We start from the raw sequence: 16381 nt of genomic DNA, 5'->3' as shown, positions 1-16381 counted from the left end.
GTACGACCCCCGGCCGACGTTATCTGCTGTGCTTGGCCTCATGACGTCCGAGATTCAAAGACCCCAGCGGCCCCAGCAACCGCTCCGCCTCCTGCGCCCGCTCACCGCCCGAGGCCGGGACGAACCGCACCGGGTCGCCTCGCCGCTGGAGCTGTTCTTCGACCTGTGCTTCGTCGTGGCCATCGCGCAGGCGGGCGTCCAGTTGGCGCACGCCGTCGCGGAGGGGCATGCGGGCGAGGGTGTACTGAACTACGCGATGCAGTTCTTCTCGATCTGGTGGGCCTGGATGAACTTCTCGTGGTTCGCCTCGGCCTACGACAACGACGACGTGCTGTACCGGGTCGTCACCCTGGTGCAGATCGCCGGAGTCCTGGTCCTCGCGGCCGGGGTCGCGCGAGCCTTCGAGCACCACGACTACCTGATCGTCTGGCTCGGCTACGTGATCATGAGGCTGGCGATGGCCACGCAGTGGCTGCGGGCGGCGCGGGCCGCGACCGGGCCGGAGCGGACGATGGCATCGCGGTACGCGGGCGGCGTGCTGCTCTGCATGGCCGGCTGGACAGGCCTCGTGGTCCTGCCGGAACCGGCCCGGGGTTGGGTGTTCCTCGTGATGGTGATCGCCGAGCTGTGCGTGCCGCGCTACGCGGAGAAGGACTTCCCTACGCCGTGGCATCCGCACCACATCTCGGAACGGTACGGGCTGTTCACGATCATCGTGCTGGGCGAGACGATCGCGGCGGCGACGGTCGCCGTGCAGTCGGGAGTGGACGAACACGACGCGCTGGGCGAGCTGTTGCCCATCGCTGCGGGCGGGTTGCTGATCGTGTTCGCCGCGTGGTGGATCTACTTCGTGGTGCCGATCCACGGGCATCTTCGGTCCAACCGGCAGGCGTTCCTGTGGGGTTACGGCCACTACCTGATCTTCGCCTCCGCGGCCACGATCGGCGCGGGCCTGGAGGTGGCGGTCACACAGGCGGTGGGCAAGGCACACATCTCCACGCTGGCGGCGTCCGCCGCGGTGACCCTGCCGACAGCGCTGTACCTGCTCAGCGTCTGGGTGCTGCACGCCCGCCACTACAAGGTGGGCATCACCCAGCAACTGGTGCTTCCGGTGGCCGCGTTGCTGGTGATCTGCTGCACCTTCCTGGGGGACTGGGCGGTGCTCGCGGCGGGCCTGGTGTCGGCGCTGACAGTCGCGGTCGGGGTGACACTGACAGCACGGACGGCTGCCGCCGGGGGAAGCGGGGCCGTGGCACCGGCGACGGCGGACTGACCGCCACCGGACCGGCCGGACGCGCTGGGCCGACCGCCCCGCCAACGCCAACGCCAACGCCAACGGCAACGGCAACGGCAACGGCAACGGCAAAACACTCTGGCCGAACCGTCAACGCAACAGCCACACACGCTGAGCCGGCCGCCATCGCATCAGCCACGCGTGGCGGCCCAACTGCCCCCGGATCAGCGGCAGGTACTGAGTCGATCATCCCCGGACCAGCGGCGCGTACTGAGCTGACCGTCACCCTCGGGTCAGCCGCCGATGCCGAACCGCCCCCCGCCGCCAAAACAGCCGCCGCGCAGGGCCAACCCCACACCCAGCCAACCCTCAACACCCAGCCAACCCCCACCGAAACACCCGCCCAAGCCGAACCGAACATCCCCACATCACCGGCCCGCCCCGCGTCGCCCATCCCCGGATCAGGAGCTCGCTGGGTGAGACTGAGCCCCATGACAGTTGACGCGTTGACGGATGTGGCCGGGGTGCGGGTGGGGCATGCGACGCGGGTGGGGGACGGTTGGCTCACCGGTACCACCGTCGTGCTCGCGCCGGAGGGTGGGGCGGTGGCCGCCGTGGATGTGCGCGGTGGTGGGCCCGGTACCAAGGAGACCGACGCGCTCGATCCGCGCAACGTGGTGCAGCGGGCCGAGGCGATCGTCCTGACCGGCGGCAGCGCGTACGGGCTCGATGCCGCGTCCGGGGTGATGGCCTGGCTGGAGGAGCAGGGGCGCGGGGTGCGGGTCGGCGTGGATCCGTTGCACGTCGTGCCGGTGGTGCCCGCGGCCTGTGTCTTCGACCTGGGGCGGGGCGGCGACTTCAGGGCCCGGCCTGACGCGGCCACCGGGCGGGCCGCGGTCGAGGCCGCCGCGATCAGCGGGCCGGGGGTGCGGGTGCGCGAGGGCTGCGTGGGCGCCGGCACGGGCGCCGCGGTCGGGCCGATGAAGGGCGGGATCGGGACCGCGAGCATGGTGCTGGAGTCCGGGATCACGGTGGCCGCGCTCGTGGTGGCCAACGCGGCGGGGTCGGTGCTGGATCCCGAAACGGGCGTCCTGTACGGGGAGTTGTTCCAGGGGCGTGTGACGTATCCGGAAGCGAGCGTGCACGAGGCCGCGCGCCGGCGCCTCGCCGAGACCGCCGCGAAGAACGCGCCTCCCCTGCTGAACACCACGCTCGCGGTGGTCGCCACCGACGCGGACCTGTCGAAGGCGCAGGCACAGAAGTTGGCCGGCACGGCGCACGACGGCATCGCACGCGCCGTACGCCCGGTGCACCTGCTGAACGACGGGGACACGGTGTTCACGATGGCCACCGGGGCCCGTCCGCTCGACGCCGAACACCCCCTCGCCCTCAACGACATCCTCGCGGCCGGCGCGGAGGTCGTGACCCGGGCGATCGTTCGCGCGGTGCGTGCCGCCGAGCCGGTGGACGGGCCGGGTGGGACGTGGCCGTCGTACGAGGAGTTGTACGGGAGGCGGTAGGCGGTAGACGCGTCCTGTGGCGGTGGGCATCCGGGGTTTCCAGAGGTTCGTCCCGGTGTTTGTCGCGGTTCTGTCACCGGATGGCGTTCGTGGGGAACGGCGGGAACCCGTGCGGGGGCGGGGACCCTCTTTGTCCACGCATCGCAGCGGATCAAGCATCACGCACAACGCGTCACCACCGCGCGCCGCGTACTTCCGCACTCCGCACACCACTCGAACCTGGAGCAGCCCGTGACAACGCCGGACATAGCAGCGCGGCGCGTACTGGGGGCCATCGCCGCCCTGGTGGTCGGCACCCTCACCCTCAGCGCGTGCGGCGGGAACGCCAGCGCGGACACCGACACCAACAGCAAGGGTGGCGGCGGGACGTCCGTGAAGACGTCGACCGCGAAGATCGTCATCTCGGCGAAGGACGGTTCGACGAACGCGTCCATCAACGCGACCGGCGTGCGGGTCAGCGACGGCAAGCTGACCGACGTGAAGATGACGGTCTCGGGGTCGGGGCAGGCGGTGGACGGGGCGATGTCCGCGGACGGCGCGAGCTGGAAGCCGAAGGAGCAGTTGGAGCGCGGGACCAAGTACCAGATATCGGCCACCGCGAAGGATGCGAGCGGCAAGACCGCCGCCGCCAACTCCATCTTCACCACGGTCACTTCGGGCAACAGCTTCATCGGGACGTACACGCCGGACAACGGGACGACGGTCGGTGTGGGGATGCCGGTGTCGTTCACGTTCGACAAGGCGATCAGCGACCAGAAGGCCGTGCAGTCGCACATCACGGTCACGTCCAGCAGCGGGCAGCAGGTCGTGGGGCACTGGTTCGGGGCGCAGCGGCTCGACTTCCGGCCGCAGGACTACTGGAAGGCCGGTTCCAAGGTCACGATGAAGATCGACCTGGACGGTGTGCAGGGCGCGAACGGCGTCTACGGCGTGCAGAAGAAGACGGTGAGCTTCACCATCGGCCGTTCGCAGGTGTCCACGGTCGACGTGAACACCCAGACCATGACGGTCGTTCGGGACGGTCAGACCCTCAAGTCGCTGCCGATCTCCTCGGGCAGCCCCGAACACACCACGTACAACGGGCAGATGGTGATCTCCGAGAAGTTCACGCAGACGCGGATGAACAGCCGGACGGTCGGGCTTGGCGGCGAGTACGACATCCCGGACGTGCCGCACGCGATGCGGCTGACCTCGTCGGGGACGTTCATCCACGGCAACTACTGGTACAACCAGGCGAATCCGCCCTTCGGTCAGACCGGCACCAGTCACGGCTGTGTCGGGCTCGCGGACGTGCAGGGCGCGCAGGGCGCGACGAACGCCAAGTGGTTCTACGACAACTCCCTCATCGGGGACGTCGTGATCGTGAAGAACTCCCCCGACAAGACGGTCGCCCCGGACAACGGGCTCAACGGCTGGAACCTGGGATGGAGCGAGTGGACCGCCGGAAGTGCCGCCTGACCGGCGGGTTTTGACGGAACTTCGGGCCGCGCGGGAACATCTCGCGCGGCCCGCGCGTTTTCCGGGCATACGTTTTCTCGGTTCACAGGAATGATGTCCGACCGAGGGGCTACGGTATGCACCCACAAGGTGACATGCAGCAACGCCGGGAGAAGCCTTGAGCGTTCCGTACGACACGGCAGCGTACGAACAACCCGAGTCGCCCGAGTCTCCGCAGGAGACCCTGGAGCGACTCCTCGGCCGTGCCCTGAACTCCTTCGAGCTGCCGGACGAGACGATAGGGCGTCTGGACTGCGCGCTGGCGCACGACAGTTCGCTGCACTCCGCGCACCACAGCGCCGGCCTGCACCGGGAGACGTACCGGCACACGTGGTTGCTCGCCGACGGTTCCGCGCTCACCCTGTGGGAGCTCGTCCACAACACCGTGCTGGGGCGTGAGACGCAGCACGAGGTGTACGTGGACGAGGAGGAGCTGCGCACCGCGACCGCGCGCCTGCCGCTGCCGCCGGACACCCCGGAGTTCGAACTGCCGGTGCTGGTGCAGTTGTCGCCGATCCCGGAGCCCCGGCACACCTACGAGTCGGACGACTCCGCGGACCACGCGCGCAGGTTATTGCGCCGGGCGGAGAACACGGACCGGCCGGACGAGGAGACGGCGGCACTGTTGGAGACGGCGTTCGCGCACCAGATCACGCAGGCCTTCGGCCGCCCGTTCCGAGCGGGCCGTACGGCGGTGTGCTTCTCGCTCTACGAGCACGCGTTCCTGTTGTGCGACGGCGCGGAGGTCTCCCTGTGGGAGGTCGAGCACACGGCGACCCCCGACGGACGTCACATGTGCGAGGTGTACGACAGCGAGGACGCGGCCCGGGACGCGATGGAGCGGCGGGCGGCGCGGGTCTTCTGACCCGGGGAGAGGTTCAACGCCCGTCGCTGAGCTGTCGTACCAGACCCGCGAAGGCGTCGTGCTCCGCAGGGGTCAGTTCGACGGACTCCAGGTGGGGAGCGGTGTCGCGCTGGTTCGGGAGGCCGTAGAGCGGTTGGGCCGCGTGCCATGCGGTGGGCTCGACGAGGGAGCGGCGCAGGATGCGGGTGAGGCCGAGCACCCAGGCGACGGTCGCCAGGGCGAGGACGGCCACACCGGTCAGCTGGAGGATCGAGACGTGCGCAGGCATGTGTTCCAGTAGACACCACGGTCCGGGACCGTGGTCCCGGACCGTGACGTATCTCGCAGTTGCCGTGAACACCTCACGGGGGCCCAAAAGTGGCTAGACGGCGACCGGCTGCTTCGTGTCCGCCGTCGGGGCCGGTATGTCCTCCGGCGCTCCGGGCGCCGTGCTGCCGGCGGCCGGCTTGCGCATGCCCTTCAGGACGACGACCAGGGCCGCGGTGACGCACATACCGACCGCGATGGCGATCAGGTAGAAGAACGCGTGCCCGATCAGCGGGACCACGAAGATGCCGCCGTGCGGGGCGCGCAGGGTCGCGCCGAACGCCATCGACAGGGAGCCGGTGATCGCGCCGCCCACCATCGAGGACGGGATGACGCGCAGCGGGTCGGCCGCCGCGAACGGGATCGCGCCCTCGGAGATGAAGGAGGCGCCCAGGACCCAGGCGGCCTTGCCGTTCTCGCGCTCGGTCTCGGTGAAGAGCTTGCCGCGCACGGTCGTGGCCAGGGCCATCGCCAGCGGCGGGACCATGCCGGCCGCCATCACCGCGGCCATGATCTTCATCGCGGAGTCACTCGGGTTGGAGACCGCGATACCCGCCGTGGCGAAGGTGTACGCGACCTTGTTGACCGGGCCGCCGAGGTCGAAGCACATCATCAGGCCGAGCAGGGCGCCCAGCAGGATGGCGTTCGAGCCGCTGAGGCCGTTGAGCCAGTCGGTCATGCCCTTCTGGGCGGAGGCGATCGGTTTGCCGATCACGACGAACATCAGGAACCCGACGATCGCCGTGGAGATCAGTGGGATCACCACCACCGGCATGATCCCGCGCACCGGCGCCGGGATCTTCACCTTCTGGATCGCCAGCACCACACCACCGGCGATCAGACCGGCGGCGAGACCGCCGAGGAAGCCCGCGTTGATGGTGGAGGCGATCATGCCGCCGACGAAACCGGGCACCAGACCGGGCCGGTCCGCCATGCCGTAGGCGATGTAGCCGGCCAGGACCGGGACCAGGAAGCCGAAGGCCACGGCGCCGATCTGGAACATCAGCGCGGCCCAGCTGTCGGTCTGCGTCCACACGAAGTGCTGCATGACCGACGGCGCGGACTTGATCTCGTAGCCGCCGATCGCGAAGCCGAGGGCGATCAGCAGACCGCCCGCCGCGACGAACGGGACCATGTAACTCACGCCGGACATCAGCCACTTGCGGAGCATGGAGCCGTAGCCCTCGCCCGCCTCGCCGCCGCGCTCGACCGGCGTGGGCGCGGATCCGCCGCTGACCTCGCCGCGCTCCGCCTTGCCGCGGACCTCGGTGATCAGTTCGGCGGGACGGTTGATGCCCGCCTTCACACCGACGTCGACGGTCGGCTTGCCGGCGAAGCGTTCCTTCTCCCGTACGGGTACGTCGTGGGCGAAGATCACGGCGTCCGCCGCCGCGATCACCGCCGGGTCGAGCCGGGTGAAACCGGCCGAGCCCTGCGGCTCCACGGTGAGTTCGACGCCCGCCGCGCGACCGGCGTTCTCCAGTGCCTCGGCCGCCATGTAGGTGTGCGCGATACCGGTCGGGCAGGAGGTGACGGCGACGATACGGAACGCACGGTCGTCGTCGGACGCGGGTGCCGGGCTCGTGGTGCCCGTGGCGGCGTCGGCGGAGGCCGCCGCCGACGTCGCCACGGAGTCTGTGGTGCCCGCGGAACCGGCCGCGGCCTCGGACCCGGCCTCGGGTGCGTCCCCGCGGATCAGGGCAGCGGCGCTCTCCGCGTCGCCGACCGCGCGCAGGGCGGAGGTGAACTCGGCGTTCATGAGCTGGCGGGCCAGTGCGGAGAGGATCGTCAGGTGGGCGTCGTCGGCGCCGGCGGGCGCGGCGATCAGGAAGATCAGGTCGGCGGGGCCGTCCGGGGCGCCGAAGTCGACACCCTCGGCGCTGCGCCCGAAGGCGAGCGACGGCTCGGTGACGTACGCGCTGCGGCAGTGCGGGATGCCGATGCCGCCGTCGAGGCCGGTCGGCATCTGCGCCTCGCGGGCGGCCACGTCGGCGAGGAAGCCGTCGAGGTCGGTGACCCGGCCCTGGGCGACCATGCGCTCGGCGAGGGCACGTGCCGCCGCCTCTTTGGTATCGGCGGACAGGTCGAGGTCGACCAGGTCCGCGGTGATCATCTCGCTCATCGCGGGCTCCTTCGCACGCGTATCGCCCGGGGGGTGTCATGGGCGGGGGTGGGGACGGGGGTACTGCGGTGGGTCGGGGAGAGGGGGAGGGCGGCGGTTAAGGGGAAGTGCCGTCGCTGGGTGGCCGGTTCGAGGGGTGACCCGGACGCCGTGGAAACGTTCATGACACCGGCTCCGTCAGGACGCGGTCCACCGGGACGTCCGCCGTGACCGTCACCGCGGCCGGGTCGAGGTCGGCCGGGGTGGGCATCACGCTGCCGGGGAGCTGGACGGCCGCCGCGCCGTGGGCGACCGCCGAGGCCAGGGCCTCCGGGCCGTGGCCGCCGGCGATCAGGAAGCCGGCCAGCGAGGAGTCCCCCGCACCGACATTGCTGCGTACGACGTCGACGCGCGCACTGCCGTACCAGGCGCCCGAGGCGTCCACGAGCAGTTGCCCGTCGGCGCCGAGGCTCGCGAGGACCGCGCCCGCGCCCAACTCCCGCAGTTCTTCGGCCGCCTTGACCGCGTCGCCGATGGTGGCCAGCGGGCGGGAGACGGCCTCGGCCAGCTCCTCGGCGTTGGGCTTGACCACGTCCGGGCGTTCGCGCAGGGCCTCGATGAGCGCGGGTCCTGAGGTGTCCAGGGCGATCCGGACGCCGGCCGCGTGCGCGCGGGCGACCAGGTCGGCGTACCAGGACGGCGCGAGGCCGCGCGGGAGGCTGCCGCAGCAGGCGATCCAGTCGGCGTCACGGGACTGCCGGCGGACCGTCTCGAGGAGCAACTCCTGTTCGGCGGCGGTCAGTTCGGGGCCGGGGGCGTTGATCTTCGTGAGGACGCCGTCCGCCTCGGCGAGGGCGATGTTCGAGCGGGTGGCCCCGGCGACCGGGACCGGCGCGACCTCGATGCCCTGCGCGTCGAGCAGGTCGGCGACCAGCGCGCCCGGGGCACCGCCGAGCGGCAGGACGGCGACCGTACGGCGGCCCGCGGCGGCGACCGCGCGGGAGACGTTGACGCCCTTGCCGCCCGGGTCCATGCGCTCGCCGGTGGCCCGTATGACCTCGCCGCGGTCCAGCGAGGGGACCTCGTAGGTGCGGTCGAGGGACGGGTTCGGGGTGACCGTGAGGATCATGCGCACTCGTTTCTAGACACACAGCACTTCCGTGCCGCCGCGCTCCATGGCGGTGGCGTCTTCTGGGCTCAGCCCGCTGTCGGTGATCAGGAGGTCCACATCGCTCAGGGCGCCGAAGCGGGCGAAGTGCTCCTGGCCGTGCTTGGCGGAGTCGGCGAGCAGCACCACGCGGCGGGCGGCGGCGACCGCCGCGCGCTTCACCGCGGCCTCGGCGAGGTCGGGCGTGGTCAGCCCGTGCCCGGCGGAGAAGCCGTTGGCCGCGACGAACACGACGTCCGCGCGGATCTCGCCGTACGCCCGCAGCGCCCAGGCGTCCACGGCGGCGCGGGTACGGTGCCGCACGCGCCCCCCGACGAGGTGGAGCTGCATGCCCGGGTGGTCCGCGAGGCGGGCCGCGATGGGCAGGGAGTGGGTGACGACGGTGAGCTCGGCCTCCAGCGGGATGATGCCCGCGAGGCGGGCCACCGTCGTACCGGCGTCGAGGATCACCGTGCCCTGCATGGGCAGTTCGGCGAGGGCCGCCTTGGCGATCCGGTCCTTCTCGTCGGCCGCCGTCGACTCGCGCTCGGCGAGGTCCGGCTCGAAGTCGAGCCGCCCCGCGGGTATGGCGCCGCCGTGCACCCGGCGGACGAGTCCCGCGCGGTCGAGGGCCTTCAGATCCCGGCGGATCGTCTCCGCCGTGACCTGGAACTCCTCGGCCAGCGAGATCACGTCCACCCGGCCGCCGTCACGGGCCAGCCGGAGGATCTCCTGCTGCCGCTCCGGTGCGTACATGTCCGTTCGCCTCCGACCTGTGCCCGAACTTGTGGTTTCGCTCGGAGGCTACGCCCAGATTTCGAGAAAGTAAACAGGTTCGGGCATCAAGTGGACATGAACGGGCAGAGAGGGATGCAACCGGCCGTGGTGGAGGAGGAGATCGGCTGGGGCGGTGGACGGGATCAGTTGTGGTGGTGGGTGGGATCAGCCACGCCGGTGGGCGGGATCAGCCGCGGCGCAGCTCCTTGATCTTCTTCTCGGCGGCGAGGATGGCGCGCACCAGTTCCCCCCGGGCGGTCTCCTGCCGCATGGCCTGGACGAGTTGGGCGCGGTGCTCCTGGACGGTGATGCGTACGGCCGTCGGGTCGGGCTCGGGCAGGGCGGTGGCGACGTAGCCCTTCACGCACTCGACGACCTTCCTCAGCTCGGTCCGGACGGCCTCGGTGTTGTCGGCTATCCCCTCGATCAGGTTGCCGATCTGGGAGATCTCGGCGAATTCGTCGGCGAGGCAGGGCTTCCGGGTGAGGCTGCACTGGGCCTTGTAGAGATCGGCGAGCCACTCGGCGGGCTTGTCGTACTCGGTGTTCGTCTCGTCCCTGCGACGCGTCCTCCGCGTCCAGGCGAAGACCTGCCTCTGGTGCTGGTACGCCAGCAGGGCGACGCAACCCCCGCCGGCGGAGAGAGTGGGCACCAAGAAGGTACTGATCGTCATTCGGTGATCCGATCGGGATGGAGCGCGAGCGGGGAGGGGGAGAGTGCACCGGGGCGGGGTCAGACCCCGGCGGCGAGGTGGCGCAGCGCGTCGACGTCGTGGACGAGGAACTTGCGGTAGCGGGCCTCGACGATCCCGTGGTAGCGCAGGGTCCGCAGCGCATTCTCCGTGGTGGAGACGGCGAGTTGGAGGGCGGCCGCGATGTCCTTCTGACCCGGGCCGGTGATGGTGGTGGAGCCCGTCCGGGGGTCGGGGACGCCCGCGGTGTCGGCGAGATGCGCCAGGAGCCGGCTGGTGCGCTCCAGGGGCGGCCGCGTGGTCAGGGTGTAGACGAGTTCGTCGTTGCGGTTGCGGTCCTCAAGGCTGCACAGGAGGGCGACCTTGGCCTTGGGCCTGTTGCTCAGCAGGACGTTGAAACGGCGCGCGCGGCAGGGGATGACCACGGTCCTGGCCAGGCACCTGGTGCGTACCGCGGATTCGAGGGCGATGAGCTTGGCCTCGCCGACCAGTTGGCCACCGCCCCGGAACCGGGTGACGGTGGGGGCGTTCTCCCGGTCGCCCAGGGGGAAGCGGTCCTGTCGTACGACGCCGTCCCAGATCATGTACACGTTCCGGTCGTCCGGGCCCAGCGGCAGGTACTCGTCCGGGCCGAAGCAGCGGCCCCGCAGGTCGTCCGCCAGCAGAAAACGCCAGTCCTCGGCGGACAGGCGTTGCAGGAAACTTCCCTCGGGCTTCTTCTCGTGGTCCTGGAGGAGGTCGGTCGGGCGGTTGGTGTCGGTGGACCAACTGGAGTCGGAGGAGCGGCCGGAGCCGGAGGACCGGTTGGTATCGGTGGACCGGCCGGAGTCGGAGGACCGGCCGGAGTCGGAGGACCGGCTGACATCGGAGGACCGGCTGACATCGGAAGACCGGTCGGTGTCCGCCCGCCGGTCGGTGTCCGCCCACCGATCGGTACCCGCCCGCCGATCGAAGTCGGTCGGCCGGTCGAAGTCGGTCGGCACCTTGATGTCGGTCGAAGGGTCGGCGTCCGCCGAACCGTCGTTGTCGATGGGCCAGTTGAAGCCGGCCGGCCAGTTGGGGTCGGAGTTCGAGGGCACGCTCACTCCCCCGTACCGACGACCGCGCCGGCGGCCGTGGCGGCGCGTGCACCGGCGTACGCGCCCTGATGCGCGCGGTGGTGACGGTGTGTCACGAACTGGGGGCCGCGAGTGGCGCGGAGGCCGCGGCGCGACAGCGGGAATACGCCGTCGTCGTTGACGGTACGCATCAGGTCCATTCCTCGTAGTGGCTACGGGTGGAAGCCCCGCTGGTCAGCGGGGTTCCGGGTGGTGGGTCCGGAGGATTCCGGGAGGTGTGGCACCGTCAGGCTGGTGAGGTCCGGCGGGTGGAAACTGTGATGCGAGACAAGACGGTACCCCTCGCCAGGAGTGAAGAGCCAGTCGTGTTTTCGAGGGCGCCCACGAAGAATGTGGATCTTGCCGACAACCCCTTGCCGTGGGGCTTTATTACAGAAGATCGCGGGTACTTTGAAGGGGAAAGCAATTACCTTTCACCTCATTGCCTATCGCGACCGCCCCGGCTGTCCGGGCCCCTTTCCAGGGAGGCGGGGGACTCTTCTCGGGTGACCGAGATATGACGCCCGCACAAACCGACGGTAAAGACAGGAGGCCCCAGGGGAACCACCCCCAGGACCTCCCGGAATGGTCCGGACCCACCAAGGATCAGACCGGTGCCCAGTAAACACCACGGATGCCGTTTGGGTCACTCCCCGTCCGACAACATCAAGCCCGCAGCGGTGGACAGCCGGACAGAACCCCTACGGGCGGGGTTTGTCACCGACCGCACACCTCCCCGTACGCGCCGTCGGAACACCTCGACCGGCCGCGCTTTTTGCCCTCTTTGCCCCCACGCGAACAAGGCATCCTCGCCCTCCACGGGGACATGACAGCGTTATCAAATGATTGCCAACGATCAAGAGTAAACAGATTCGGCCAACACCAACCCGCCCGACCGACACCCCCGGCAATCAGAAGCGCGCCCGGCAAAACATACGGAGCGAGCCGCTCCGACCCGCTCGATTAACCGGACCCCGTCACGGGAATTTCTTTTCGCGCGGCAATCCGAGCCGACAGGAAATGCGGTGGGCCGGGGCGGTAAGCGGAACCCCCGACCGAAATCAACGGTTCGCCGCCGCACATCGTAAAGGTCGACGAATGGATAAGGGCACTGTCCCCGGTCCGCCCCCGGTGGCGCGCCGGCACCCTCGCCACCCGCACCCGGCCCGCCCGTCACATCGTCAACTCACGCACTGTCAGTTTTCTTGCGGCACAGGCGAGTTGGACACACGGTGAGTACACGAGACACCCGAAGTCGGCGTGTTCCCCACAGAACCGTTCATTCAGGGACGTAGTGCGGCGTTCGCCCTGGAGAGCGCCGTCGGACCGCCCGGCGTACGCCTCCTTGCGAGCACCGGCGTACGCCATCGTCCGGGAGTTCACGTCGAGCGCCCCGCCCCCGTACTGCTTCGGGGCGGGGCGCTGTCGTACACCGGAACGCTTTCGCGAGTCGGGCGGGTCGGGTCGGGTAGGCGGCATCAACTCCCGCTCGGGGAAGCCGACTTCTCCAGGGCTTCCGACTCTTCCATGGCCGCCGACTTCTCGGCCGCCGCCCGCTTCTCCACCGCAGCCGCCCGCCCCGGCAGCGCGAACATCAGCAGGAAGATGACGCCCATCACCGCGGCCACCCAACCCAGCGCGTTCTGGAAGGCGTTGACGAACGCCGGGCCGACCTCGGCCGGGGTCAGCCGGTCGCCGATCGAGCCGAAGAAGACCACCGACACCAGCCCGAGCCCCAGCGCATTGCCCATCTGCTGAACGGTGTTGATGAGTCCGGACGCGGAACCCGCGTGCTCGCGCGGCACTTCGGAGAGGATCGTGTCGGTCAGCGGGGCGAAGATCAGGCCCATGCCGGCGCCCATCACGACGAGCGGCAGCGCCATCTGCCAGGAGGCGATGGCCAGTTGGTACCGGTCGGCCTCCCAGAGGTAGAGCAGCACGCCCACGACCATCACCAGCGCGCCGGCCTGGAGCACGTTGCGTCCGCCGACGCGCGGGACCAGCTTCTGCACGGACATCCCGGCCGCCACCGAGACGGCGATCGAGAACGGTACGCCGGTCAGCCCGGCCCGCAGCGGGCTCCAGCCCAGCCCGATCTGCATGTACAGCGTCCAGACCAGGAAGAAGATGCCGAGCCCGATGCCGAACACGGTCTGCACGGCGATACCGGCCGCGAAGCTCTTCACCTCGAACAGCGACAGCTCGACGAGCGGGGCACCGTCCTTCGCGGCCTTGCGCTTCTCGTACGCCACCAGTCCGGCGAAGACCCCGATCGAGCCGGACATCGACACGAACCCCCAGGCGGGCCAGCCCAGTTGGTCGCCCCGGGTGAGCGGGTAGAGCAGCATCAGCAGGCCGAGGGTGACCAGGGCGACGCCGACGAGGTCCAGCTTCAGGGCGCGCGCGGCCTTCGACTCCGTGATGAAGCGGCTGCCGAGGACCAGGCCCGCGATGCCGACGGGCAGGTTGATCAGGAAGATCGGGCGCCATTCGAGGCCGAAGAGGTTCCACTCGGTGAGCAGGGCGCCGAGGAGTGGTCCGGAGACTGCCCCGAGTCCGACGATCGCGCCGAACAGCCCGAACACCTTGCCGCGTTCGTGCGCGGGGAAGGTCGCGTGCACGATCGACAGCACCTGCGGCACCATCATCGCGGCCATCCCGCCCTGGAGGATGCGCGAGGCGACCAGCATCTCCGGGTTCGCGGCGAAGCCGCACAGCGCGGAGGCGAGCGTGAAGCCGCCGATCCCGAGGAGGAACAGCCGCTTGCGGCCGTAGATGTCGCCGAGCCGCCCGCCGGTGATCAGGCCGGCGGCGAAGGCGAGCGCGTAGCCGGCCGTTATCCACTGGATCTGGCTGAAGGACGCGCCCGCGTCCCGCTGGATCGAGGGGATCGCGACATTGACGATCGTCACGTCGACGAGGTCCATGAAGGCCGCCGTCATCACGATCGCGAGGGCGAGCCAGCGCCGCCGGTCGCCTGCGGCGGGCGTGGGAGCCTCGGGTGCTGCGGGGGCCGGGCTGTCCACAAGGGTTTCGGTGGAGGTCATGTCTCGAAGCTAGGACCTCATTAGGTCAGATCGTGTCCTAGTTCTGCGGCATCCTCGAATCCATGGCGAAGACGGCGACGACGGAGAACTCATGACGACGGACACCCCGGCCCGGCTCCTCCAGCTTCTCTCCCTCCTCCAGACGCCCCGCGAGTGGCCCGGCGGCGAGCTGGCCGACCGGCTCGGGGTGTCCCGGCGCACGGTCCGCCGCGACATCGACCGGCTCCGCGAGCTCGGCTATCCCGTGCAGGCGACGCTCGGTTCCGACGGCGGCTACCGGCTGGTCGCGGGCAAGGCGATGCCCCCGCTGGTGCTGGACGACGAGGAGGCGGTGGCGATCGCGGTCGGGCTGCGCGCGGGCGCCGGGCACGCGGTGGAGGGCGTGGACGAGGCGTCGGTCCGCGCCCTGGCCAAGCTGGAACAGGTCCTCCCTTCCCGGCTGCGGCACCGGGTCGCCACCCTCCAGGCCGCCACGACCCCGCTGACCAGTGGCGACGGCGCGAGCATCGCCCCCGAGACGCTCACCGTGATGGCCTCGACGGTGGCCGGGCAGGAGCGGCTGCGCTTCGACTACCGCGCGGGCGACGGCACGGAGTCGCGCCGCGTGACGGAGCCGTACCGGCTCGTCTCGACCGGCCGACGCTGGTACCTCGTCGCCTACGACCTCGATCGCGAGGACTGGCGGACGTTCCGGGTCGACCGGGTGAGCCGACCGTTCGCCACCGGGGCGCGCTTCACCCCGCGCGAGCTGCCGACGGGCAGCGCGGCGGAGTACCTGCGGCAGTCGATGTACCACCGCCAGGAGACCTACGAGTACGTCGTGACCGTCGCCGCCCCCGCCGACGCCGTCACCGCACGCGTCCCGGCCTGGCTCGGCACCCCGGAGCCCCTCGACGACCAGAGCTGCCGCCTACGCGCCACGACCGGCGACGCGGTGCACTGGCTGGCCGTACGACTGGCCATGCTGGAGTGGGAGTTCACGGTGCACGAACCGGCCGAACTGGTCCGATGCGTAAGGGAGTTGGGGGAGCGTCTCAGCCGCGCGGGCGGCGCGTGAACCGGTCTCGGGCCGGGGCCGGCGCCTGCCCTCCATCCCCCTTGGAGAAACGGCTCAGCCGCACGAGAGCGCGCGAGCACGCTTCAGGCCGGCCCCGACACCCACCCGAACTCCCCCCGGAGGGAACCGCTCAGCCGCGCAGGCGCTACCTGAACGCGCCTCACACCCTCCCCGGCGCCCGCCCCATCTCCCCCCACGGCAGGTGCCGCAACACCCGCAGGTTCCGTAGCGCCAGCTCCGCCGGGCCGGACCGGGCGTCCGTTCCGGTCGGCTCGTCCTCGAACGCCCAGCCTTCAACAGCCGTGCGTACGGCCGCACTTGCGACGGCGGCGGCGAAGCGTAGTTCCGGGGAGGTCGCGGGCGGGAGTTGCGCGGTGTTGGCGTCTTCGGCCTTGGCCATGCGTTCCGCGAGGACCTCGCCCAGGGCGCGTTCGCCGGTCTGGCAGACCTCCGCCCAGACCTTGCGCAGGCCGGAGCTGGACTCCGCCATGCGGATCAGTGGGCGGACCCAGGTCCAGGAGTTGACGGAGACGCCGACTCCGGGGGTCAGCGTGTGGAGTGCCCCGTGTTCCAGGGCCTCCGGTACCGACAGCGCGGGCGGGGCCACGCGGACCGCCTCCGCCCAGCGCTCGGCGCCGGCCGCGTAGAGCGGGGCGACGGCCTCTTCCTTGGTGGCGAAGTAGCGGTAGAAGGTGCGGGGCGCGATGCCCGCGGTCTGGGCGATGTCCTCGGCGCGGGTGGCCCGCAGCCCGTGTTTCACGAAGAGTCCGGCCGCCGCCCGGGCGATCTCCATCCGGGTCTCGGCCTTGCGCCGCTCGGTCAGCGAGAGCGGGGCGGAGGGGGAGACGCGGCGGGAATCGGATGCTGGGGTGGGGCTGCTCACTTCGGCAGGCTATGCCTCTGTGGCACAATCTGCCATTCGGCGGGCCACCCCGGGGTTCAGGTACGGGGTGCCCCGCCGTCCTGGCGTGCCCGACACCTCAACCGCCACTCGCCCGACTTCTCCCCCACCTGTCCCGCTGTCCCTTGTACAAGAAGAACC

General features: G+C 70.5%; 14 protein-coding genes. 5 read left to right on the top strand and 9 right to left on the bottom strand.

Annotated elements, in window-relative coordinates; translation table 11 throughout:
• Nucleotides 1-40: 40 nt before the first annotated feature.
• The 4 genes from ACIRRY_RS33855 (at nt 41) to ACIRRY_RS33840 (ending at nt 5116) form a co-directional block, all read left to right on the top strand.
• On the top strand, nt 41-1273 hold the full coding sequence (locus ACIRRY_RS33855; RefSeq protein WP_403980357.1) for a low temperature requirement protein A: 1233 nt from the start codon (nt 41-43) through the stop codon (nt 1271-1273).
• Between the two features lie 452 nt (nt 1274-1725).
• Entirely contained in the window at nt 1726-2754 is a 1029-nt protein-coding gene (locus ACIRRY_RS33850) for a P1 family peptidase (RefSeq protein WP_403980355.1), read from the top strand.
• Nucleotides 2755-2985: 231 nt separating this feature from the next.
• Nucleotides 2986-4212, top strand: coding sequence for an Ig-like domain-containing protein (locus ACIRRY_RS33845; protein WP_403980353.1), 1227 nt, complete (start codon nt 2986-2988; stop codon nt 4210-4212).
• 157 nt (nt 4213-4369) lie between these two features.
• The gene (locus ACIRRY_RS33840) at nt 4370-5116 is read left to right on the top strand and encodes a DUF6227 family protein (RefSeq protein ID WP_403980351.1); all 747 of its coding nucleotides are present in this window, start codon (nt 4370-4372) and stop codon (nt 5114-5116) included.
• 13 nt (nt 5117-5129) lie between these two features.
• Here ACIRRY_RS33840 and ACIRRY_RS33835 read toward each other — a convergent pair whose 3' ends face one another.
• From ACIRRY_RS33835 to ACIRRY_RS33800, 8 genes are all read right to left on the bottom strand, one after another.
• Nucleotides 5130-5384, bottom strand: a complete 255-nt coding sequence (locus ACIRRY_RS33835) for a hypothetical protein (RefSeq protein ID WP_403980349.1) — start codon at nt 5382-5384, stop codon at nt 5130-5132.
• 93 nt (nt 5385-5477) lie between these two features.
• Complete coding sequence (locus ACIRRY_RS33830; protein WP_403980346.1) at nt 5478-7544, bottom strand: fructose-specific PTS transporter subunit EIIC; 2067 nt, start codon at nt 7542-7544, stop codon at nt 5478-5480.
• Nucleotides 7545-7704: 160 nt separating this feature from the next.
• On the bottom strand, nt 7705-8652 hold the full coding sequence (gene pfkB, locus ACIRRY_RS33825; protein WP_403980344.1) for a 1-phosphofructokinase: 948 nt from the start codon (nt 8650-8652) through the stop codon (nt 7705-7707).
• Between the two features lie 12 nt (nt 8653-8664).
• On the bottom strand, nt 8665-9426 hold the full coding sequence (locus ACIRRY_RS33820) for a DeoR/GlpR family DNA-binding transcription regulator (protein ID WP_403980342.1): 762 nt from the start codon (nt 9424-9426) through the stop codon (nt 8665-8667).
• A 208-nt stretch (nt 9427-9634) separates the two neighbouring features.
• Nucleotides 9635-10120, bottom strand: coding sequence for a hypothetical protein (locus ACIRRY_RS33815; RefSeq protein WP_403980340.1), 486 nt, complete (start codon nt 10118-10120; stop codon nt 9635-9637).
• A 59-nt stretch (nt 10121-10179) separates the two neighbouring features.
• Nucleotides 10180-11217, bottom strand: a complete 1038-nt coding sequence (locus ACIRRY_RS33810; RefSeq protein WP_403980338.1) for a Crp/Fnr family transcriptional regulator — start codon at nt 11215-11217, stop codon at nt 10180-10182.
• A 2-nt stretch (nt 11218-11219) separates the two neighbouring features.
• Nucleotides 11220-11387, bottom strand: a complete 168-nt coding sequence (locus ACIRRY_RS33805) for a hypothetical protein (RefSeq protein WP_403980336.1) — start codon at nt 11385-11387, stop codon at nt 11220-11222.
• Between the two features lie 1326 nt (nt 11388-12713).
• Nucleotides 12714-14282 (bottom strand): MFS transporter, encoded by a 1569-nt coding sequence (locus tag ACIRRY_RS33800; protein ID WP_403980334.1) that lies wholly within the window; start codon nt 14280-14282, stop codon nt 12714-12716.
• A gap of 91 nt (nt 14283-14373) precedes the next feature.
• Here ACIRRY_RS33800 and ACIRRY_RS33795 point away from each other — a divergent pair, with 91 nt between their 5' ends.
• Entirely contained in the window at nt 14374-15339 is a 966-nt protein-coding gene (locus tag ACIRRY_RS33795) for a helix-turn-helix transcriptional regulator (protein WP_403980332.1), read from the top strand.
• A gap of 160 nt (nt 15340-15499) precedes the next feature.
• On the opposite strand, the gene ACIRRY_RS33790 is transcribed toward ACIRRY_RS33795, so the two are convergent.
• Nucleotides 15500-16222 carry a TetR/AcrR family transcriptional regulator gene (locus ACIRRY_RS33790; RefSeq protein ID WP_403980330.1) on the bottom strand — a complete coding sequence of 241 codons (723 nt, stop codon included), beginning with the start codon at nt 16220-16222 and terminating at the stop codon, nt 15500-15502.
• Between the last annotated feature and the right edge of the window lie 159 nt (nt 16223-16381).

Origin of the sequence: Streptomyces sp. NPDC101776 (assembly GCF_044766845.1) — a bacterium.
Lineage (GTDB): Bacteria > Actinomycetota > Actinomycetes > Streptomycetales > Streptomycetaceae > Streptomyces.
Note: the sequence above shows the minus strand (reverse complement) of the source record. Positions and strands in the feature narration are given on the sequence as shown.